The sequence below is a fragment of the Leuconostoc sp. UCMA20149 genome, assembly GCF_030400235.1.
In the GTDB taxonomy this organism is placed as follows: domain Bacteria; phylum Bacillota; class Bacilli; order Lactobacillales; family Lactobacillaceae; genus Leuconostoc; species Leuconostoc pseudomesenteroides.
This window is the reverse complement of sequence record NZ_VJYC01000003.1, coordinates 228,189-249,643: the sequence shown is the minus strand read 5'-3', so window position 1 is coordinate 249,643 and position 21,455 is coordinate 228,189. Positions and strand designations below refer to the sequence as shown.

The following is a 21,455-nucleotide window of genomic DNA, read 5'->3' as shown; positions in this document are numbered from 1 at the left end:
ATGAAAGTTACAAAATTCGGCGGTTCATCTTTGGCTGACGGTCAACAACTAAAAAGAGTTTTTGATATTATCCGAGATGATCCAGAACGTAAAGTTGTGGTTGTGTCAGCACCTGGAAAACGTTTTAAAGACGACACTAAAGTAACTGACTTGCTTCTCAGTTACGCCAGAGCAACAATTGAAGATACAGACGCAACAGATATCATTGAAGCTATCAAACATCGTTATCACGCAATCGGCAACTATTTTGATTTACCAGACTACGACTTAGCTGATTTAGATGAACAAATTGATCACTTGTCAACCAAACATTACCGCTCTTTTGATTACTTATACGCCGCATTCGCTGCTCATGGTGAGTATCTAAATGCGCAATTAGTAGCCAAGGTTTTTACTCACTTGGGTGTTTCAGCAAGATTTATTGATCCAAAAGAAATAGGTTTATTGGTCGATGATAACGCGCGCCAAGCAACTTTTGACACGAAATCATACGATACCATCGCTGAACTTGATTTATCAACATCAGAACGCCTCATTGTACCAGGATTCTTTGGCTATACTAAAAGTGGTGATATGGCAACCTTTTCTCGAGGCGGATCAGATATTACCGGCGCGATTATGGCACGTGGTCTGCGAGCTGACTTATACGAAAACTTCACTGATGTCAGTGCAATCTACGCTGTTAACCCGAATATTATTGACAAACCAGCTGCGATTGAGCAAATGACTTATGATGAAATGCGTGAATTGTCTTATGCTGGATTTGCTGTATTTCATGATGAAGCAATTATTCCAGCTATTCAAGGTGGCATACGTATTAATATCAAAAATACCAATGATCCTGAGGTCCCAGGGACATTTATTGTCCCTCCAACTGAAGTTCAGCAATCCCGTCCGGTGACTGGCATTGCTAACTCGAATCGCTTTGCGGCACTATATCTCCATCGTTATTTATTAAACAAAGAGGTCGGCTTCACACTCAGAATTCTTGAAATCTTAAAGCGTCATCAAATATCCTATGAACACATGCCATCAGGTATTGACGACTTGACAATCATTTTTGACAAAACACTTTTAACTCAAGAAAAAATAGATGGTATGCTGGCCGATATTGCATCGGAAATTAAACCTGATACGCTCAAATGGCTTCCCAGCTACGGTATTATAATGGTAGTCGGTGAAGGGATGCGCAATCGTATTGGTGCATTGACTGAAATTGTATCACCATTAAAAGAACACCATATTAGCTTACAAATGGTCAACCAAGGTGCCAGTGAAATATCAATTATGCTTGGTATTCAGCCGGACCTGTCAGACCGTGCCGTCAAAGCAATCTATGAAAACATATTTAAATAGTTAAAAGGGCTCAAAATTTGAGCCCTTTTTATAATGTATCACTAATTTTCTATTAAACGCTTCGTAAATAATGACGCAAATCATCAGGGGTAAGTTGATTTTCAAGGCCAATCAACAGCTTCAAACGCGCTTTAGGACCATTGATACTGCTGGCAAAAATGACACCTGCTCGTTCTAATTGTACGCCACCACCTAAATAATCATATACAGGCTCGGCTACGCCATTAAAACTACGTGAAACTATCACAACAGGAATGCCCTTTTCTAGCACAACACTTACACCCTTTGCGGCTTCTCGGGACAAATTACCGGCGCCCAATGCTTCAATAATCAGACCGTTAACATTAGAATCAGCCAATAATTGGAATAATTGACCATCCATTCCAGCATAAGCCTTTAAAACTGGTATATTCTGGTTAACCTGCTGAATTGGTAAAACGTGACGTCGCGGCAAGTCATAAAAATAAATCACTTGTCTTTTAGTGAGTAAGCCCATCGCGCCACTAATTGGTGAAGCAAAAGTTGCCACGTTAGTTGTATGGGTTTTAGTCACAAATCTAGCAGCATGAATTTCGTCGTTCATGACAACCATCACACCACGTTTTCGTGAAGCGTCTGAAGTTGCAACACGCAAAGCTGATTGATAATTATATAAACCATCAGAACCCAACTCATTAGAAGACCGCATTGCACCAGTCATCACAATCGGAAAGTCAACTTTGAGGGTACTATCCAAGAAAAAAGCAGTTTCTTCTAATGTATCCGTACCATGTGTAATAACCACACCATCAAATTGGTTGCCTGCTGCTAATATTCGCTGCTGTAACTGTAACATATGTTTTGGTCCAATATGTTCACTTGGCAGGTTAAAAATGCTTTCAACCTGCAACACAACATCTGTTATTTTTACCTGAGCTTCAGTCAATGGATTGACAACACCAGTCTCAACATCACCATCTTCATCTTCATGCATTGAAATTGTACCACCAGTGTGCAAAACTAGTATTTTTGTCATATATCTGTCTTCTTTCTAAAGTTTATGAGTTGATTTTGCCATGAGTGCATTTGCTCAATAAATACTTTTGCTCTTGGTTTCAGACCAACCTGATTTTCATAAATGTAATCAATAACCTTTTGTAAGCCACGCTTCGTTTTAGTAGACATGTTGATTTCATGGACTTGCCGCATATCAATAATGCTAAATTGTCTTAAATAAAAAACCGTTTTTTGATCCAACATGAGTCGATGATCATCCAAATCAAAATGTTCTTCAGAAATGATGCCATTATACTTTTCCGAGTAATCAAATCGACCGTCAGTTTGACCACTAATAGGATCAGCACGCCAATTGGGAGCAATCCCGAGCGGCACCAGCAGTTGAATTTCAAAAATATTTGCGATTATTTGTGGATCTAATTGCTCATCTAATTTCTGTAATGCAATTGCTAATTGATTATACCAGCGTGTGATAATTTGATTTTCTTCAAATGTTGCATCAATCAAACTCACAATCAAAGCGGCATAGGCATTAACTTCAATATCATCGACTAATCGAGAAAACATCTTCACTGATTGAATATCATTAATATAACCTAGACCACTGCCTTTTTTTGGCCAAGCCCCTTCAAAGGTTATCAATGCGTAAGGCTGCACACCGCCAGCCAATTTTGATTTAGGTCGTTTGGCACCCCGCGCCAAAAAAGTCCGCAAACCAGCCGTTTCAGTTAGTATGCGAACTAATAAATCATTATCCTTGTACTGTTTTGTGTTTAACACAATGCCCTTAATTATTGCCATAACACGAAGCCATCAAATTTTCCTTCATGAAATTGATTTTGCGAGATACCTTGCTAAAATTAATAATCGTCTTCACTGTAACCCAATGTTTGTAACGCTTGTGGTCGATCACGCCATCTTGGCTCAACTTTCACCCATGTTTCTAAGTAGACTTTGTCACCCATCAAACGCTCAATATCTTTTCGGGCACGAGTTCCAATTTGCTTAATCATTGCACCTTGTTTACCAATGATAATGTTTTTTTGCGTTGGTCTCTCAACAATGATTGATGCTTGAATATGGATTTTTTCTTCATCTTCACGAGCAATTTTATCAATGACAACCGCAACAGAATGCGGCACTTCTTGGCGAGTTAATTGTAGCACCTTTTCACGAATCAATTCTCCGATAACAAATCGCTCAGGGTGATCAGTCAATTGATCCGAATCAAAATATTGTGGTCCTTCATCCAAGTTTGCCACAATGTTATCCAGTAATTCAGGCACATTGTCACCTTCAGTTGCTGAAATTGGAAATACTTCCGTCCACTCTGGTGCATTTTCTTGGTAACTGGCAATCACATTTAACAAATCTTTTGGTGATAACAGATCAATTTTATTAATTAACAGATAAATAGGTGTGTTCTTCACTTCTTTAAGGCGTTCAATAATGAAGTCGTCGCCACGTCCTCTCGGCATGGAAGCATCAGCCACAAACCAAATTGCGTCAGCTTCATGCAAGGCTGAAAAAGCAGACTTAACCATAAAGTCTCCCAAAGAATTTTGCGGCTTATGCACGCCTGGCGTGTCAATAAACACAACTTGGGCGTTATCAGTTGTGTAAATACCTTGAATTTTATTTCTCGTAGTTTGTGCCTTATCCGACATAATGGCAATTTTTTCGCCCACAATACGATTGAGTAATGTGGATTTTCCAACATTAGGTCGACCAATAATGGCCACAAATCCTGATTTAAATACATTTTCTGTCATAATATATTACGGCGCCTAGGCCCATTTTCTCCTAAAAATCTATTTACTATCTACTAAAATTATGAATAAACTGCGAAAAGTTCGTCACAATACCAAACTGACGCCAAACATAGGGCTGAAAAACAATCAATAAAATGATGATTTCAAAGGCAACAGCCGCTAATACACCACCAGCTGCAACATCTTTTGCTAAACCTGCCAAAGGATGGTAACGTTTCTCAACAACTAAATCAACTAATGCTTCAATAATTGTATTCAAAAATTCACTTGAAATAACTGTAAAGACGGCTACTGTCACCCACAACCAATCCGAACGAACCAAACCATAATGTAAACCAGCAATTAAGATTAAAAAACCCAAAAATATATGAATTCTAAGGTTACGCTCACGAACTAAAATCATCCAAATGCCATGCAATGAATTTTTTAAGGCACGAAAAAAGGAACTATTCCTTTGTACCTTCTTATTATAATCTTTCGGTGCACCCTCTAATTGTTTATCGTCTAAGCCCATAATCGTCTAAAATCTTTCGCTGTAAATCAAACATTTCTTTCTCTTCGGCGTCTCCTAGCATATGATCATAACCATTCAAGTGTAAGAAACCATGAACAACAAGGAAGCCAAGTTCACGTTCATAACTGTGCCCCAGATACTCAGCCTGTGAAGCAATAATGTCAACTGACACTAAAATATCACCAATATTTTTTGCAAGCTCCTCATCCATTTCTTCATCGGGCAACACAGGAAAATCATCACCATCTTCTTCGATGGCAAAACTAATGACATCAGTGGGCTTGTCAATACCACGGTAAGTTTTGTTGTAACGATGAATTTCATCATTATTCATGAATGTTACTGACATTTCAGTGTTATCAGGCAGTTTTAAATAGCTGCCTGCGTAATCCAACACTGCGCGGACTAAATCCTGATGATATTGACTCACCCCATCTTTTGTTTGATCGATAATGGCTAAATCCATTAGTTTTGTTGCTCCTTTTTTAATGCTGCTAGCTTCTTATCAGCTGCTTCGTAAGCGTTGACAATCAACCCAACTACTGGATGCCTGACGACATCAGCACTACTAAAATGAATAAACGAAATGCGGTTCACATCCTTTAAAATGTGTTGTGCTGCGATCAATCCAGATTTTGCACCACGTGGTAAGTCAATCTGTGAAACATCACCATTGATAATCATTTTGGACCCAAAACCCAATCGCGTCAAAAACATTTTCATTTGTTGATTTGTTGTATTTTGTGCTTCATCTAAAATAATAAACGCATCATCAAGTGTTCTCCCGCGCATGTAGGCCAATGGTGCAATTTCAATCACACCACGATCCATCAATCTTTGCGTTTGCTCAGCACCAACCAAGGTATTCATTGCGTCATATATTGGTCTCATGTAGGGATCAACTTTTTCTTTTAAGTCCCCCGGTAAGAAGCCAAGTGACTCACCAGCTTCAACAGCTGGTCGCGTAATAATTATTTTCTCGACTTCACCACGTTTTAGCGAAGCAATTGCCATAACCACAGCTAAAAAGGTTTTCCCTGTTCCAGCTGGACCAATACCAAAAGTGACGTCATTTTTCCGAATTGACTGAATATATTGACGTTGTCCAAAGTTCTTCACACGAACTGAGCGCCCTTTATTATCGCGAATCAATACTTCTGAGTATAGATCGCCAAAGTATTCAAGTGTGCCACGTTGTGCCATCGTTGTTGCACTCACAACATCAGTCGCTGAAATACTAATTTGATGCTTAATCAAATCAGTCAATTCTCGTAAAACCGCCTTTGCGAGTGATACCTTGTCCTCGTCACCCGATATAGCAACTTGATCACCACGAGCATGAAGTTGTACATCCAAACTTTCTTCAATTAATCTCAAAAAGTTATCATTCACACCGACCAATTTTGTCTGTTGCTCGGCATTTTCAAATGTAAAAAATTGCTGAATTTGCGTTGTCAAAAAGCAATTCCCCTTAAATGTATTTCCTTTATTTTACCATATTGGTAAGGCTGTTGGTAGTTAATGACCTAGTTTGTGAATAAAAAAAGAGCCAATGGCTCTTATGATTCTACTGTTAAATCATGCATCAATGTATCATAACCTTTTGATTCCTCTTCAGGTGTTAAACGTAATGGTGCTGCAATAACCTCAGTTATTTTGGCTAATAAGAAGGTGCCAATGGCTGCAAAAGCGACTGTAAACAATACTGCAACAATCTGCTTCCAAACTAACGAAGCATCACCATTGATCAAACCCGCAACACCGCCGACTTGTTTGTCAGCGAATACACCCGTCAGAATTGCGCCAACTGTACCACCGATGCCATGAATACCAAATGCATCCAATGTGTCATCATAACCAAAACTATTTTTTACAAAAGTAATACCAAAGAATCCAACGAATCCAGCCAATAATCCCATAAGAACCGCTGCCCATGGATCCACAAAACCAGCAGCAGGTGTAATCGCCACTAAGCCAGCAACGCCACCACTTGTAATACCTGACAAGGTTGCACGTTTGTGCCATTGATATTCAGCTAATCCCCAAGTCAATACCGCAACCGCAGAAGCCAACCACGTGTTTACTAGGGCTAAAACAGCCGTTCCATTGGCCGCCAATGCCGATCCTGAGTTGAATCCAAACCACCCAACCCAAAGTAAAGCGCCACCAATTAAGACATATGAAGGTCGAACAGGTACGTGTTGATCATTATGACGATGTCCAATCATTAGTGCCAATACCAGACCGGTAACACCACTGGAAATATGAACAACTGTACCACCAGCGAAATCAATTGCACCCAATTGTGCAAGTAGTCCACCGCCCCAAACCATATGAGCCAGTGGTGAATAAATAAAAATCAACCACAAAGTGATGAACACGAGCATTGCCTTGATACGAACACGACCAATAACAGAACCGGTAATGATTGCAGCCGTAATGATTGGAAACATCCCTTGAAATAGTGCAAAGGCACCATCAGGAATTGTCAAACTCTTAGTAGAATGTGTAAAGGACACGTTTGTCATAAATAAATGCTTAAAATTACCAATGACACTTCCGGAGCCACCAAAAGAGAGTGAATATCCTATAACAAACCACACTAGTGTTGCAATACCAATAATCATGATAGGCACAAACATCGTATGTAGTAAATTACGCCTTTCACCTAATCCACCATAAAACAAAGCAAGTCCAGGTGTCATAACCCAGACAAGTGCTGCTGAAATCAATACCCACGCCAAATCTCCACTATTCATACGCCTACTCCTAATTTCTAATTACTATCAATATTAACAGGTATACCAATTTCAGCAATTAATTATGGCAGGTTTGCTTACATGAAATTTCTGAAAATTTTTCACAAAAAAACTACCATTAAGCAAATACGCTTAACAGTAGCTCATAATTGATTAAAGAATAACATTAAACAGTTTGAACGGTTAACATATTAGTTGTACCAGATTGTGACATTGGTACACCAGCAGCAATAACAATTGTATCACCAGTGTTAGCTAATCCTTGTTCCTTAACAGCCTTTTTAGCCAAATCAACCATCTCATCGATTGTTTGTGGCGCATCGTAAACAACAGGCACAACACCATAATTCAAAGTTAATCCACGTTGTACACGTTCTGAATAAGTAACTGCCAAGATGTTAACATCTGGACGGTGCTTAGAAACCATACGTGCTGTGTAACCAGAGTTAGTTGAAACAACAACTGCCTTAGCACCAACGTTACGTGCAATACGGGCAACAGATGCAGCCACGGCCTCAGTTGAGTCTGTTTCATCAAAGACGATGTCTTCATGACGACCGTTTTCACGTAATGATGTTTCAGCTTTTTCATCGATAGCAGCCATTGTAGCAACTGCTTCAACTGGATAGTCACCATTTGCTGACTCACCTGATAGCATTGTTGCATCAGTACCATCAAACACAGCGTTGGCAACATCGGAAGCTTCGGCACGAGTAGGACGTGGATTCTCTTCCATTGAGTCAAGCATTTGTGTTGCAGTAATAACTGGCAAACCAGCTTTGTTCATCTTACGAATCATGTCTTTTTGAACCAAAGGCACGTTTTCGGCAGGAATTTCAACACCCATGTCACCACGTGGTACCATCAAAGCGTCTGAAACTTCCAAGATAGCATCAAGGTTGTCAATACCTTCTTGTGATTCAATCTTAGGAATGATTTGAACATGTTCCATGTTCTTTTCCTTTAACAATGCACGAATTTCGAGCACGTCTTCAGGCTTACGAACAAATGAGGCTGCGATATAATTAATTTCGTGATCTAAACCAAAACGAATGTCATCGGCATCTTTTTCAGTGATACCTGGCAAATTGATTGAAACACCCGGTGCGTTAACACCCTTACGTGATCCCAAAATACCATCGTTATCAACACGAACAACCAACTCACGGTTGGCAGAGTCTTTTTCAATGACAGTTGTGCCAAGCAAACCGTCATCAAACAAAACTTGACCACCCTCTTTAACATCATCAAACAAGCCCGCATATGTAACAGCAATCTTGTCTTTTGTACCTTCAAGGTTTTCGTCCATTGCAATGCGCAAAGTATCACCAGTGTGGAATTCAATCTTGCCATCGGCTTGCTTTGTTGTACGGATTTCGGCACCCTTAGTGTCCAACAATAGACCTACTGTTTTACCAGTAATCTTTTCGGCTTCGTGAACTGCATTCATGCGACCCAAATGTTCTTCGTGGTCACCGTGTGAAAAGTTGAAACGGAACACATTGGCTCCTGCTTGGATCAACTTGACAATTGTTTCGACATCTGATGATGACGGACCAAGTGTTGAGACGATTTTCGTCTTTTTCATGGTTAAATAGCTCCTTAATTATCTTGGCTGTTGCTTGTGCAACTTTACCCAAACTCTATTTTATACATTCTTAAGCATTTGTACAAGTCATAATATCAACGAGTTTTCCTGAATATAACGTTTTCTTCACCTAGGATTGGCGCTACTTCAAGTATGATAACGGTTTCATCAGTCATCCAAAAAGATTCATCTAATTGTTGATTTTTATCTTCCCGTTGCCAATGAATAACGACTGGATTATTACCATGATGTTTCGCTAATACCTTGACCAACTTTTCCCGATTATCAGGTGTGTCATGTTCGACGTCAAACTGTAAGAACCATGTACCTTTTGACTGTGGCTTTGTTATTGTTTGAATTTGATTGGCAACAATTGCTAATTCACCGCGAGAATCTAGCTCTGATTTTCCAGTGATTTGAAGAACTGTACCGACACTTAAGATATTTTGAATGTTTTTAAACAAGTTTGGAAAAATCGTGACACTAATAGCGCCTGTTAAGTCTGATATGGTAGCAAATGCCATATCATCTCCTTTTTTTGTACGAATTTGTCGTATTTTATCCACAATTCCTAAAAAGCGAACTGCTTTATCTGGCACTGTTATATCACCAATCAGATTGTAATTTTCATTAAGGATTAACTCTCGATAGGCGTCAAGTGGATGACCAGATAAATTGACGCCGATGGCTTGTTTTTCACGTTCTAATCTTTCTTGTAAGGGCAATTCAGGGAATTTTTTAATTTTTGTTTCTTGTAAGATAAGATCACCAAATGCGGCACCCTCAATTAAACTATTACTATTTTCAATTAATTCATTACGATTATATCCAAAACCATCTAACGCGCCAGAATAAGCGAGTTGCGCTAAAGTCTCCGTTTTCCTCATCTTTTCAGGCATTCTTCTTACAAAAGACTGAATTGTTTGAAAATTTCCTTGATGTCGCTCATCTAATACAGCATTGACAAAATCGCTACGAATACCACGAATATTGTTCAATCCCATTTGTAGTTGACCATCATTGGACGTCCAAAACCGTTGCGATAAATTAATATTCGGGGCCAAAACAACTATTCCGCGTGATTTAGCTTCTGACACATACTGTTGTATCTTACGCTGATCGCCGATATTGGCATTTAAAAGTGCCGTATAAAATGCAACAGGATAATGCGCTTTCATATAAGCCAATTGAAATGCTAATTTACTATATGCCACAGCATGAGAACGATTAAAACCATAGTTTGCAAACTCGTCAACATACGAAAAAATTTTCTCAGCTTGAGCTTGCGTATGACCCTTGTTTATTGCGCCATTGATAAATTTCTCGTGCAAAGCCTGCATTTTGTCTAGCTTCTTCTTGGACATAGCACTACGCAAAACGTCGGCTTCCCCTAGTGTAAAACCAGCATAAGTCTCAGCAACTAACATGACCTGTTCTTGATAAACAATAATACCAAATGTCGGTGCCAAGATTGTTTTGAGCGAAGGATCAGGAATAATGACTGGTTCACGACCATGACGACGCGCCACAAACTGGTGAATATTTTGTGAAGGACCAGGACGATATAAAGCATTAACGGCAACAATATGTTCAAACATCACTGGTTTCAAATCACGCAAGACATGCTTAATACCAGAAGATTCAAATTGAAAGACGCCGTTTGTATCACCTTTGGCAAACAACGCAATTGTTTGCTCATCATCTAATGAAATTTGACTAATATCAAAATTTTGTGGCAACTGTTGCCGAGCGTGATACAGTGCTTGACTCAGAATGGTTAAATTCTGTAATCCTAAAATATCAATTTTTAGTAGGCCGAGTTGCTCAACAGTGTCTTTTTCAAACTGCGTCAATAATCGCCCCTCAGTCCCTGCTTGAACTGGTAATGTATTTACCAGCGGTCGTGCACTTAACACCACACCTGCGGCGTGGGTAGAATAATTTTTTGGCAGCCCCTCAATTTGACGAGCCGTCTTGAGCAGCAAGTCACCATGATCAATCGTTTGAATGGTTGCTAATAACTTGGGTTCTTTTAAAGCTGATTCAATTGAAACTTTTCGACCATTTTTACCCTCTGGTATTCCGCCACTCAATTTGCTCAGAGTTGCTACTGGCAAGCCAAAAACACGACCAACGTCTCGCAGCGCTTGTTTAGCTGCCAACGTACCAAATGTGATAATTTGACCAAAGTTTCGTTTGCCATACTTCTGATGCAGGTACTCAAAAATTGCCTCACGCTGGCTAGGCGGCCAATCAATGTCAATATCAGGCATTTGAACACGTTCTTCATTTAAAAAGCGTTCAAACAATAAATTGAACTGGATTGGATCAACATCCGTAATTCTTAAACTATAAGCAACCAAAGAACCGGCAGCAGACCCTCGCCCAGGTCCAGTTTGAATATGATTATTTGAAGCAAAATTGACAATGTCCCAAACAATCAAAAAGTAATCACTAAAACCTAGCTGATCAATAACATCTAATTCATGCGACAATCTTTTTTCATATTGTGCAACAGATACATCACGCTTTTGTAAACGTTTTTTGAGACCGTCAAATGCAGTTTGTCTCAAAAATTGTGAACTACTTAATCCTTGTGGCGTCTGGAATGGTGGCAAAGCTGTCTCCGAAAATGAAATGGATACTTCGCTCTTGTGAACTAATTGTTCATTGGCTTGGTAAGCTTTCTGCAAATCCGCGTTTGCTGCATAGGCCGACTGTATTGCTGAAATATCTTGTAAAATATGAGTACCACGTTGATGCGACAATGGCACAATGTCCGTTAATTTGGAATTCGAGTCAATTGCCTTCAGGACTTGTGAGGTAAAATCATCATCGGAATTCAAGTAATCAACATCATCGGCAGCAATAATTTGCGCATTGTTTTGCTTGCTGAAAGCAATTAATTGCGTTTGTGTCTTCGCCGCCATTTGTGTATTGATGCCAAGGTATAGATGACTTGAGTCAATCAATTTAATGAGTTGTTGCCAGTAACCGTCTGTTGCTTCATACTCAGTACCAATCAACTGGCTAAGTTCACTTGTACTTGGCAAGATGACGTTGATTCCTGATAAATGGTCGGTTAAGGTTGAAAATAACATTTCAGAATCATTCGTCATACGTGCCGAAGATAACCACATCAAATTTTGATATCCTGTTTGATTTTCAGCAATCAGCACCAACGGAAAGGTAGTGGCAGTGTTGACTAGACCATTAACCATCAATGTCAGTCCAAATAAAGGTTTAATTTGATGTTTTTGAGCGTTACGATACCATGCGACTGCCCCATACATGACGTTAACATCTGTCAACGCGATTGCCTCATAGCCACGCGATTTAGCTGTCTGTAAAATTTGTTCAATTGTGTTTGGATTTTTTAGTAAGCTATAACTGCTCAAAATCTGAAGCGGTGCGTACATTTTTCCTCCCTAATACGAACATTTGTTTTATTGACTTAATTATACAGGATTTTCTAGTAAATGGGTTGCACTTAAGCAAATCTAAGTGTATTATAATTTTAAGTAAAGAGGTGAAAATTATGAAATATATCATGGTTGCCATTTGGTCGGCAATATTTGGCGAAATCTTAGGTTACATCGTTTCTCAATTAAATGCTGGAACTTACAGTTTTGTCGGTGTGGCAGTTATTGCTATCATTGTTGGAGAAGTTGCCCTCGTGGCAATTCCGGCTATTTCTGGTTCCGCAGCACCTAAAGAAACATCATCTGAACAGTAATTTCAATTCACATCAAAAAAAGAAGCCTAACCGGCTTCTTTTTTATTACTATTCTGCAGCGGCCAATGTCACGATTTCCAAAATAACATCTGTTGCCTGCTCCATAACAGTCGTGGAAACATATTCAAAGCGACCGTGCATATTCTCGCCACCTGCAAAAATATTTGGCGTTGGTAGCCCTAAGAAAGTAATCTTTGAGCCATCTGTGCCACCACGAACCGGTTCAATGATAGGCTTAATGTTTAACTTTTTCATTGCCTCTTCAGCTAACTCAACCGATTTCATATCATTTTTGAGCACTTCTCCCATATTGTAATATTGATCATTAAGTGTCACTGAAATTCGACCTTCACCAAATTTTTGATTAAAAGTTGCAGCGATATCCATTAACTTCTGCTTACGTGTTTCAAATATAGTACGATCATGATCTCTCACAATATAACGCAATGTTGCCGCTTCTGGATTCCCCTCGATTGAGATGACATGCCAAAAACCTTCAACGCCTTCAGTGTGTTCTGGCCGATCATGAACAGGCAATTCTGCGTGGAAATCAAATGCTACTTGAATAGCGTTAATCATAGCATTTTTAGCTGTTCCTGGGTGCACATTACGACCTTTAATATCGATTGTAGCGGCCGCCGCGTTGAAGGTTTCCCACTCTAATTCACCTAATGGACCGCCATCCATCGTGTATGCAAAATCTGCACCAAAAGCAGTAACATCAAAGTTATCTGCGCCAATACCAATTTCTTCATCAGGACCAAACGCAAAACGTAAATCACCATGCTTGATTTCTGGATGAGCAATTAAATATGCTGCTGCTGTGATAATTTCAGCATCTCCAGCTTTGTCATCAGCACCCAAAAGTGTCGTCCCATCTGTTGTAATTAACGTGTGTCCAACATATTTTTTTAGACTCGGAAATTCAGACGGATTTAGTTCGTAACCACTTGTCCCAAGCTTGATGGCTGATTGACCATCATAATCAGCAACAATTTGTGGCTTCACATTAGCACCATTAAAATCAGCAGTATCCACATGGGCAATGAAACCGATTGTAGGTACATTAGCATTGTCAATGTTGCTTGACAGTTCGGCAAATACATAACCATCAGGCATAGTACGCACATTTTCAAGACCAATGTGCTTTAGTTCTTCAGCCAATTCAGCTAAAAATGCCACTTCTTTTGGCGAAGAAGGCACTGTTGTTGAATTTTCGTCTGACTGCGTATCAATTTTGACGTACTTCAAAAATCGCTCTGTTAGTTCTGGATATTTTGTCATATTTTCACTCCTTTTTGGTCGACTACTGCTGTCCGGACGGTCCCAAAATATAAGTATAAGGATCTGTATTCATCTTTGTGGCAAAAACATCGAGCTGATCACCACACCATACTTTTACTTGATCAGCCATTTTTTGATTAGCAATGGCTTCCATGTGGTGATCTGGATCAATGACTACAAAATCATCTGCTTTGATATCATGTCCTACATGATAGTACACATCAGCAGTAACAAAAGCATCAGCCCCTGACTTTTTAGCTATTGACCAAAACTTACCCCCATCTCCACCTAGAACTGCCACCGTTGAAATGACACGATTAAGATCATTGGCTATGACACGAACAGCTTCAACGTGAAAAATATCACGCATTTGTTTCGCAAAATTAGCCACTGTCAATGGTTTATTTAACTTACCAATTCGTCCTAATCCTGTTTTGCCATCTGCATTAGGGATTAAAGGCACTGTGTCCTCAATATTTAGCGCAGCTGATAACCAATCATTCATTCCACCAAAAGCACTGTCCAAATTGGTATGTGATGCATAAACGACAATTTGATTCGCGATAAGATCTGCATACATTTGATTTTGTGGAACAGATAGGTCTAAGTTTTTGGCTGGAAAAAACATTGCCTCATGATGTGCCCAAATAAAGTCTACCCTAGCAGCAATGGCTTCTTTGACAACTTCTGGACGCACGTCTAACGTAGTCATAACGCGATTAATTTGTTGATTAGGGTTGCCAATTTGTAAACCGGTGGGATCCCCTGCTTCTGCCAATGATAGTGGCGCAAACTGTTCAATTTGATCAATTAATTCTTGTGCAATCACGATATCAGCTCCTTGATGCGATCATAAGTCGTTTGCCATTTCTTATAAGCTACTGTATTTTGGTTTCCTGAATTTTTCAAATGTTCCAAAATAAGTTGGATGCGGTCACATTCTTTTTGCCACTTGGCGACAAAAATTGGTGATTTTGCTTGCAACAGATACGGACCAAAATCAATCTCATGATCAGATAATTTTGATTCACCAGGTGTTGCAACAATCACTTCATAAAAATGCGAACCTTCCTGAACAATATCTTCCGCTATAATCAAATAGTGGTTGTTGTTTAACCATGATCTGACAACATTCTCATCAGTATTTGGTTGTAAAATCAAAGTATTAAATTGATGATTTTTTGAGTGCCCGGCTGACAAAATGTCTTGAATTAAAATGCCGCCCATGCCAGCAATTACAACCGTGTTAACCTTATCAGCGGTATCAATAGCGGCTAGACCATTCGCTAATCGCGCCTCAAGTTTGCCATTCAGATGTCGTCTGTTAATTTCATGTTGGACATTTTCAAATGGTCCCTGAGCAACCTCACCGGCTATGGCATGCCGGACATGATTGGTCAAGAGTAAGTGTGCAGGTAAATAGGCATGATCTGAACCGATATCAGCAATTATTGCGTCTTGTGGCACGTGCTTAACCACAGCTTCAAGGCGTGGCGAAAGATGAATACTATCCATAATGTTTCCTAAAAAAATTTTTTTACTCCTACAAGTATAGCAAAAAAGCCAGCTATGCGCTGACTTTCCTTATCCAAATTTTATCAGTAGCACACCGATTGCCATCACCACGATACCAAATATTTGAGCCCGCGTCACTTGTCTTTGTGGTGAACGCCACCATCCAAATTGTGTGACAGCCATTGATCCAACGATTGAACCAAATAATCCCAAAGTCACCGTTACTCCTGCTCCCAGTTGTGGCACTAAATAGGCGGCTGCGAAAACAAACGCAGCGCCCAATACGCCACCAATGAACAACCAAAATGGCTGTTCATTAGCGTGGAATGTTTTGGGTAAAAGAGACTTGTCACGAACCATGACAACCAAAAAAATCAAGATGGTGCCTGTCAAAAAAGAAAACACCGAGGCACCAACTGAGGAATGCATTAATTGTCCTAAGTGACCATTGATGGCTTGTTGAATAGCTGAAATAGCACCTGCCACTATCCCCCACAAACGCCATAAATTCAACGTAACGGCGTTTTCATGATCTGTGTCACTTTTTTCTTCAACCTTAGCGAATCCTCGGCTCGCCAACACAACAGCAATATAAATACCTAAGAATAAAATCAAAATTCCCATCGACTTCAACCAGGTTAAAGGATGTTGTTGTGCCCCAAAAAGCCCAAATATATCAATCACTTCTCCCATCAAAACTTGGCCTAAAATGGGCAGAATAATCGTTTGGATTGCCCCTAATTTAGGAAACATTAAAATGTTAGACGTTAAAAAGAAGACACCCAAAATCCCGCCCAACCAAATCCACCACGGATTATGCGATAAAACAGTGCCAATAGGAACAATATGTTGACTAGTTCCAAAAAAGACGGCGATGAGAAATATTGTCCCGACTGTAAATGAAATCAAACTAGACCTAAACGGTGAACGCACCGCTGCACCTAATTTTGCATTAATAGCACTTTGATTAGCTAATAAGAATCCAGCAGCCAATCCAATAAAATAAAGCATCTCAATACAACTCCTAAACTTATCTTCTTAATTGCAACTCATGAATAATAAGTATACCCATAAGAACCATTTTTGCAAGCCAAACGACTTTCACCGCTTGCAGGCAAAAATGGATTGTGGTACACTCTGTTTGTGAGTTAATCACAAACAATTGAAAACAATTGAAAACACCAAAATCTGGGGTGCCAAACGGCTGAGATAATACCCATATAACCTGATCTAGATTATACTAGCGTAGGGAGATTTACTTTAATATTGATTGTATACAGACGAACTACCTATTCAGTCTGTTGTAGTATTTTTAATTGATATGATATCAAAGCCAATCTTCCCACGAAGATTGGCTTTTTGTATGTCTAACCTCATGGCGGTGTTTTCACAACAAATTCGGAGGTGTGCAACATGCATACAAAATGGTCACTTCGTGACGTCATCTTTATCGCACTCATCGCGGTGTTTTTCGGCTTTATTTTCTGGGCTTGGGCATTTGCTTATAATGTTATTGCAGCAATATTAACACCTATGGGTTTAAGTCCATACGCTAACGATGCAACAATTGGTCCATGGCTAATGGCTGGTCCAATGGCGGGATACATTATTCGCCGTGCCGGAGCTTCGATTATTGGCGAAACACTTGCAGGTACTATTGAAATGGTTTTTGGCTCACAATGGGGTGTCATGAATATCGTTGCTGGTGCCATTCAGGGCCTCGGAACTGAAATTGGATTTGCTATTTTTGGATATCGACGTTGGGATAAAACTAGCTTAACAGCTTCTGTCATTACCGTCACAATTGTCACCTTTGGTTGGGACTTGCTTCGCAATGGCTATGCCCAATATTCATTAGGTCTGTTAGTTGGTCTATTTATCACACGCCTGATTTCATCGGCAATTTTTGCTGGTGTCATTGTTTACTTCACACAGAAGCTAATTGCTAAATCAGGTATTTTGACAACGCATCAATCAGAGGTGATCTCATGATTTCAAGTATTGCAGTACAAGTTTTGCCAATGACTGCCAACGAAAATGATGTGATTAAAATTGTTGATCATGTCATTGCTTATATTGATGCTAGCGGTGTTAATTACCAAGTTGGTGCGTTTGAATCGACATTAGAAGGTGATTACGATCAATTGATGGCAATCTTAGCACAATTACCAAAAGTTGCGGCCGAAATCACAGACATACCTGTAATGGTTTATAGCAAAATCAATATGGCGACGACTAGCGATGTACTTACAATAGCAAAAAAAACAGATAAATACAGATAAAGCGGTTTTTTCCGCGTACATAGGATACCACAAACCATGATTGTTACTCTAGAACACCTTAATTTAAGCTATGGCAAAACAAAAATTTTTGACGACTTGACATTGACCATTCAAGAAAATAGCTTCAACCTTTTGATTGGACCATCGGGTATTGGTAAATCTACTTTGTTAAAAATTATTGCTGGCCTGTTTCCTCAACTTAAAGGCACTGTTTTGGTTGACAATATCGCCATCAGCCAGCTACCAGCTAATCAGAGAGCCCAGTATGTTGGTTTCTTATTTCAAGATCCCGACACACAGTTTGCGATGCCTACCCCTTTTGAGGAATTGACGTTTACACTAGAAAACTTGCAAATTGCGTCTGATGAAATAGCTGAACGTGCAACAGCGGCGCTTAAATTTGTCGGCATCGAACAACTAGCCAATCAACAAATGACCACACTATCAGGTGGTGAAAAACAAAAAGTTGCTTTGGCAATTATCGTTGCGATGAAAAGTAAATTGTTACTACTAGATGAACCTTTCGCTAATGTTGATATGACAGCACGGCAGGAAATTTTAAAAAAAGTAAAAACATTGCAGGCCGATGGCGTTACAATTCTTGTTGCGGATCACGATTTTTCAGGCTATCCAGAGATTGTCAACAATGTGTGGGAAATTCATAATCATAAAATATCAGCACTTGATCATACTCAATTTATTCAACGACTTCCAAAGCCACAACATCATACTTTTAAAATAATCAGTGAAGGGGTTTTTGAACTAAATCATTTCAAGTTATTGAACGAAAAAAAGACTTTGATAACGGTGCCAGAACTTCTAATTGGTGCACCAGGAATTACCCTCCTGACTGGCGCAAATGGTAGCGGCAAATCAACTTTATTTAATGCGTTAACTAAATTGAAATCTTTTGATGGGCAGATAACTTATCAATCAAAAAATATTCAAAAATTAAAAGTTGCACGATATGTTCAAGAAGTGGCACTATTGTTTCAAAGCCCAGAGCGCCAGTTTCTTCGAATGACTGTCGATGAGGAATTAACATTGAGTTATCAACATAGTCAACAACGCGCATTTTGGTCACCCCAAAAAATTGATCATTATCTCACGCGTCTCAACCTCCTCCATCTGCGGCAACACGTTGTCTATCAACTGTCTGGCGGTCAAAAGAAAAAGCTGCAACTGTTACTGATGTTAATTGTTAGCACGCCCGTTTTGTTGCTTGACGAACCAATTGCTGGGCTAGATGTCGCCTCCGTACGTGTGGTCGCTGAAATATTACAAGAACTTTCAACTCAAGGTAAACAGCGTTTTATTATTATTAGTCACCAATTAGATGCCCTATTACCAGTTGTTAATTATCATCTACACCTTGATCATCAAACATTATACTATCAGGAGCAATTTTAATGAATTCCGGTGTTAAATTCGGCTTTATTTTAATCGTCAGTATTGAACTGACCTTTATATTGAATGCGCGTATTAATTTTATAGTAGCCATCATTGCGGCAGTTTATTTAATGTTATCAAGATTAACATGGCAACGCTATTTATTGCTCGTGCTAATGCCTATTTTGCCCGTTTTGGGGGCGTGGACATCATTTAGTACATATGGCACTCACAACATGGCAATTGTTATGGCGACCCGTATTGTAGCTTACATTTATCTTGGTGCCGCCTTTTCATTTACAACTAATATGGTGGATTTATTAAATACCCTAGAGCAAAAATGGCATTTACCAACAACCTTTGTCTACGGGTTACGAGGTGCACTGACATTCGTCCCCCGCGTCAAACAAGAAATCAAAACAATCCACATTGCTGCTCTCATGAGAGGTGAACACTTATCATTTTATTCACCACAATTATTTTTCAAAGCGATTTTGATTTCTCTGCAATGGTCAACTCGACTATCAACAGCAATGGTTTCACATGGTTTTACAGAAAACGCACCACGCACTCATTTTCAGTCAGTGGTCATCCAAAAAAGAGACTGGCTAATAGCCGTCAGTCTCTTGGTGATTTTGCAATTGATGATTGCATATCTTTAATTGGTGCAAACGTTTTGCGATGAATTGGCGTGATTCCTTTCCTTTCAATGGCTTGGAGATGTTCTTTTGTCCCGTAACCGGCATTTCTTTCGAAACCATACCCAGGATATTTTAGACCATAGTCAGTCATTAAACGGTCCCTAGTGACTTTTGCCACGATACTAGCAGCGCCAATACTATTACTCCGTGCATCACCTTTAATGAGAAATTCTTGCGGGATATCAAGGTCCAACCGCATAGCATCAATCAATAGCACCTCGGCGTTAAGCTGTAATTTAGAAACAGCAATCGTCATCGCCATGCGAGCTGCTTCATAAATATTGATGTCATCGACGATGGTGGCATCAACCTCTCCAATGCCAACAGCCAGAGCCTGTGTCATGATTTTTTCATACAAATCTTCCCGCTTTTTAGCTGATAATTGTTTTGAGTCAATGACATCTAAAACGTTGAAATTATGAGGTAAAATCACGGCTGCTGCAATTATTGGTCCTGCTAATGGACCACGACCTACTTCATCAATCCCTGCAATATTGTCGTAGCCTTGTTCCCAATATTGTCGTTCAATATCAAATCTATGCACAAATGCAGTCTGTTTTTTAGCCGTCCTGTCTTGGCTTTTCCGCCAATTCTGGATGGCTTTTTGCACGCCCACACGTGAATCTTGCTGCCAAACTAATAACCGTTCATCATCAGGTAAAATTGTTTTAAGTTGTGTCTGAATTGCTTTTATTGTCTCACTCATACATCAATCAAATCCAGTGTAAATGCACCTAATTTATTTTTTCGCAAGTCGTTTAATAATCGTTCACTTGCCTTATCATAATCATCTTTGAAACCAAGTTTTGTCGTAATTGCTAGTAATACATCGACATTTTCTTGCTCGAAAATATCGTCCGACAAATGATAACGTTCAATCACGGCTTCAGGACGATACTGCCTGAAGAAAGCAATTAGAAAAAGCGCAGCGTCATCTTTGGCAAAAATTGTATCCTTGACAGCACCAGTTAAGGACAATTTCATACCGATTGTTTGATCTTCAAATTTTGGCCACAAAACACCTGGCGAGTCTAGTAATTCTAGCTTAGTTGGGGTTTTCAGCCAAGCCACTTTTTTGGTGACACCTGGTCGATCGGCAGTCGGTGCAACATTTTTCATCACTAAATGATTTAGCAACGTTGATTTACCAACATTGGGGACACCAGTAATCATTGCACGTATTGGTTGATCCTGGATACCACGTGCCAACTGAGCTTCTTTTTTTGCCTCAACAGCCCGTCTAGCCGCTTTAGTAACTAATTGCGGTGTGCGTGGATCACGCGTATCCAGCACCAAAACTGTATACCCCTGTTCTTCGAATCGCTTTTTCCAAGCCCGTGTTTGTTCTGGGTCAGCTAAGTCTGCTTTCGTCATGATCAACAATCGTGGTTTTTGACCAATGAGTTTATCAATCTCAGGGTTACGTGAGCTTTCTGGGATTCTTGCGTCAACCAGTTCAAAGACAACATCTACTAATTTTAAATTTTCTCGCATTAAACGGAAGGCCTTGGCCATATGACCAGGAAACCATTGAATAATTTGTGCCATTTTTGAGCGTGCTCC

At 39.6% G+C, this 21,455-nt stretch carries 21 protein-coding genes and 1 riboswitch; of the genes, 6 read left to right on the top strand and 15 right to left on the bottom strand.

From position 1 onward, the window contains the following. Window positions 1-1,356, top strand: coding sequence for an aspartate kinase (locus FF105_RS04425; protein WP_147651363.1), 1,356 nt, complete (start codon window positions 1-3; stop codon window positions 1,354-1,356). A gap of 52 nt (window positions 1,357-1,408) precedes the next feature. Here the strand turns inward: FF105_RS04425 and FF105_RS04420 are convergent, their stop codons facing one another. From FF105_RS04420 to FF105_RS04380, 9 genes are all read right to left on the bottom strand, one after another. Then, window positions 1,409-2,371, bottom strand: coding sequence for an asparaginase (locus tag FF105_RS04420; RefSeq protein WP_010291531.1), 963 nt, complete (start codon window positions 2,369-2,371; stop codon window positions 1,409-1,411). Then, on the bottom strand, window positions 2,368-3,153 hold the full coding sequence (gene recO, locus FF105_RS04415) for a DNA repair protein RecO (RefSeq protein WP_010291530.1): 786 nt from the start codon (window positions 3,151-3,153) through the stop codon (window positions 2,368-2,370). The genes FF105_RS04420 and recO overlap by 4 nt, the downstream gene beginning before the upstream one ends. A 59-nt stretch (window positions 3,154-3,212) precedes the next feature. Further along, window positions 3,213-4,124, bottom strand: a complete 912-nt coding sequence (gene era / locus FF105_RS04410) for a GTPase Era (RefSeq protein WP_010291529.1) — start codon at window positions 4,122-4,124, stop codon at window positions 3,213-3,215. A 46-nt stretch (window positions 4,125-4,170) separates the two neighbouring features. Further along, complete coding sequence (locus FF105_RS04405) at window positions 4,171-4,638, bottom strand: diacylglycerol kinase family protein (RefSeq protein ID WP_010291527.1); 468 nt, start codon at window positions 4,636-4,638, stop codon at window positions 4,171-4,173. Continuing rightward, window positions 4,622-5,104, bottom strand: a complete 483-nt coding sequence (ybeY, locus tag FF105_RS04400; protein ID WP_010291522.1) for an rRNA maturation RNase YbeY — start codon at window positions 5,102-5,104, stop codon at window positions 4,622-4,624. Before ybeY ends, FF105_RS04405 begins: the two co-directional genes overlap by 17 nt. After that, window positions 5,104-6,096 (bottom strand): PhoH family protein, encoded by a 993-nt coding sequence (locus tag FF105_RS04395; RefSeq protein ID WP_010291521.1) that lies wholly within the window; start codon window positions 6,094-6,096, stop codon window positions 5,104-5,106. The genes ybeY and FF105_RS04395 overlap by 1 nt, the downstream gene beginning before the upstream one ends. 101 nt (window positions 6,097-6,197) lie before the next feature. After that, entirely contained in the window at window positions 6,198-7,397 is a 1,200-nt protein-coding gene (locus tag FF105_RS04390; protein WP_010291520.1) for an ammonium transporter, read from the bottom strand. A 166-nt stretch (window positions 7,398-7,563) separates the two neighbouring features. Next, window positions 7,564-8,985: a pyruvate kinase gene (gene pyk, locus FF105_RS04385; protein WP_139967949.1), complete on the bottom strand. Its 1,422-nt coding sequence runs from the start codon at window positions 8,983-8,985 to the stop codon at window positions 7,564-7,566. Between the two features lie 95 nt (window positions 8,986-9,080). Then, window positions 9,081-12,404, bottom strand: coding sequence for a DNA polymerase III subunit alpha (locus tag FF105_RS04380; RefSeq protein WP_290046361.1), 3,324 nt, complete (start codon window positions 12,402-12,404; stop codon window positions 9,081-9,083). 119 nt (window positions 12,405-12,523) lie between these two features. On the opposite strand from FF105_RS04380, the gene FF105_RS04375 reads away from it, so the two are divergent. Continuing rightward, the gene (locus FF105_RS04375) at window positions 12,524-12,721 is read left to right on the top strand and encodes a YjzD family protein (RefSeq protein ID WP_010278436.1); all 198 of its coding nucleotides are present in this window, start codon (window positions 12,524-12,526) and stop codon (window positions 12,719-12,721) included. 48 nt (window positions 12,722-12,769) lie between these two features. Here FF105_RS04375 and pepT read toward each other — a convergent pair whose 3' ends face one another. The 4 genes from pepT to FF105_RS04355 all read right to left on the bottom strand — a co-directional run bounded on the left by pepT (window position 12,770) and on the right by FF105_RS04355 (window position 16,531). Beyond that, window positions 12,770-14,005: a peptidase T gene (gene pepT / locus FF105_RS04370; protein WP_010278434.1), complete on the bottom strand. Its 1,236-nt coding sequence runs from the start codon at window positions 14,003-14,005 to the stop codon at window positions 12,770-12,772. 22 nt (window positions 14,006-14,027) lie between these two features. Continuing rightward, entirely contained in the window at window positions 14,028-14,837 is an 810-nt protein-coding gene (locus FF105_RS04365; RefSeq protein ID WP_031941000.1) for a Nif3-like dinuclear metal center hexameric protein, read from the bottom strand. Continuing rightward, window positions 14,831-15,520, bottom strand: a complete 690-nt coding sequence (locus tag FF105_RS04360; protein WP_010278428.1) for a tRNA (adenine(22)-N(1))-methyltransferase — start codon at window positions 15,518-15,520, stop codon at window positions 14,831-14,833. Before FF105_RS04360 ends, FF105_RS04365 begins: the two co-directional genes overlap by 7 nt. Window positions 15,521-15,589: 69 nt before the next feature. Then, window positions 15,590-16,531, bottom strand: coding sequence for a DMT family transporter (locus FF105_RS04355; protein ID WP_010278426.1), 942 nt, complete (start codon window positions 16,529-16,531; stop codon window positions 15,590-15,592). A 168-nt stretch (window positions 16,532-16,699) separates the two neighbouring features. Beyond that, a riboswitch (TPP riboswitch) is annotated at window positions 16,700-16,789 on the top strand. Between the two features lie 144 nt (window positions 16,790-16,933). Here FF105_RS04355 and FF105_RS04350 point away from each other — a divergent pair. From FF105_RS04350 to FF105_RS04335, 4 genes are read left to right on the top strand one after another with little or no spacing between them, the layout of a single operon-like run. Further along, complete coding sequence (locus tag FF105_RS04350; RefSeq protein WP_010278425.1) at window positions 16,934-17,512, top strand: ECF transporter S component; 579 nt, start codon at window positions 16,934-16,936, stop codon at window positions 17,510-17,512. Beyond that, the gene (locus FF105_RS04345) at window positions 17,509-17,802 is read left to right on the top strand and encodes a thiamine-binding protein (protein ID WP_010278420.1); all 294 of its coding nucleotides are present in this window, start codon (window positions 17,509-17,511) and stop codon (window positions 17,800-17,802) included. Before FF105_RS04350 ends, FF105_RS04345 begins: the two co-directional genes overlap by 4 nt. Window positions 17,803-17,838: 36 nt before the next feature. Next, complete coding sequence (locus FF105_RS04340; RefSeq protein ID WP_147651360.1) at window positions 17,839-19,212, top strand: ABC transporter ATP-binding protein; 1,374 nt, start codon at window positions 17,839-17,841, stop codon at window positions 19,210-19,212. Then, window positions 19,212-19,853 (top strand): energy-coupling factor transporter transmembrane component T family protein, encoded by a 642-nt coding sequence (locus FF105_RS04335; protein ID WP_010278418.1) that lies wholly within the window; start codon window positions 19,212-19,214, stop codon window positions 19,851-19,853. The genes FF105_RS04340 and FF105_RS04335 overlap by 1 nt, the downstream gene beginning before the upstream one ends. Here the strand turns inward: FF105_RS04335 and FF105_RS04330 are convergent. Both FF105_RS04330 and ylqF read right to left on the bottom strand, forming a co-directional pair. Further along, window positions 19,810-20,598 carry a ribonuclease HII gene (locus FF105_RS04330; RefSeq protein ID WP_010278416.1) on the bottom strand — a complete coding sequence of 263 codons (789 nt, stop codon included), beginning with the start codon at window positions 20,596-20,598 and terminating at the stop codon, window positions 19,810-19,812. The genes FF105_RS04335 and FF105_RS04330 overlap by 44 nt on opposite strands. Further along, a complete protein-coding gene (gene ylqF / locus FF105_RS04325) occupies window positions 20,595-21,440 on the bottom strand; it encodes a ribosome biogenesis GTPase YlqF (RefSeq protein WP_010278413.1) in 846 nt (281 codons plus the stop codon). Before ylqF ends, FF105_RS04330 begins: the two co-directional genes overlap by 4 nt. Between the last annotated feature and the right edge of the window lie 15 nt (window positions 21,441-21,455).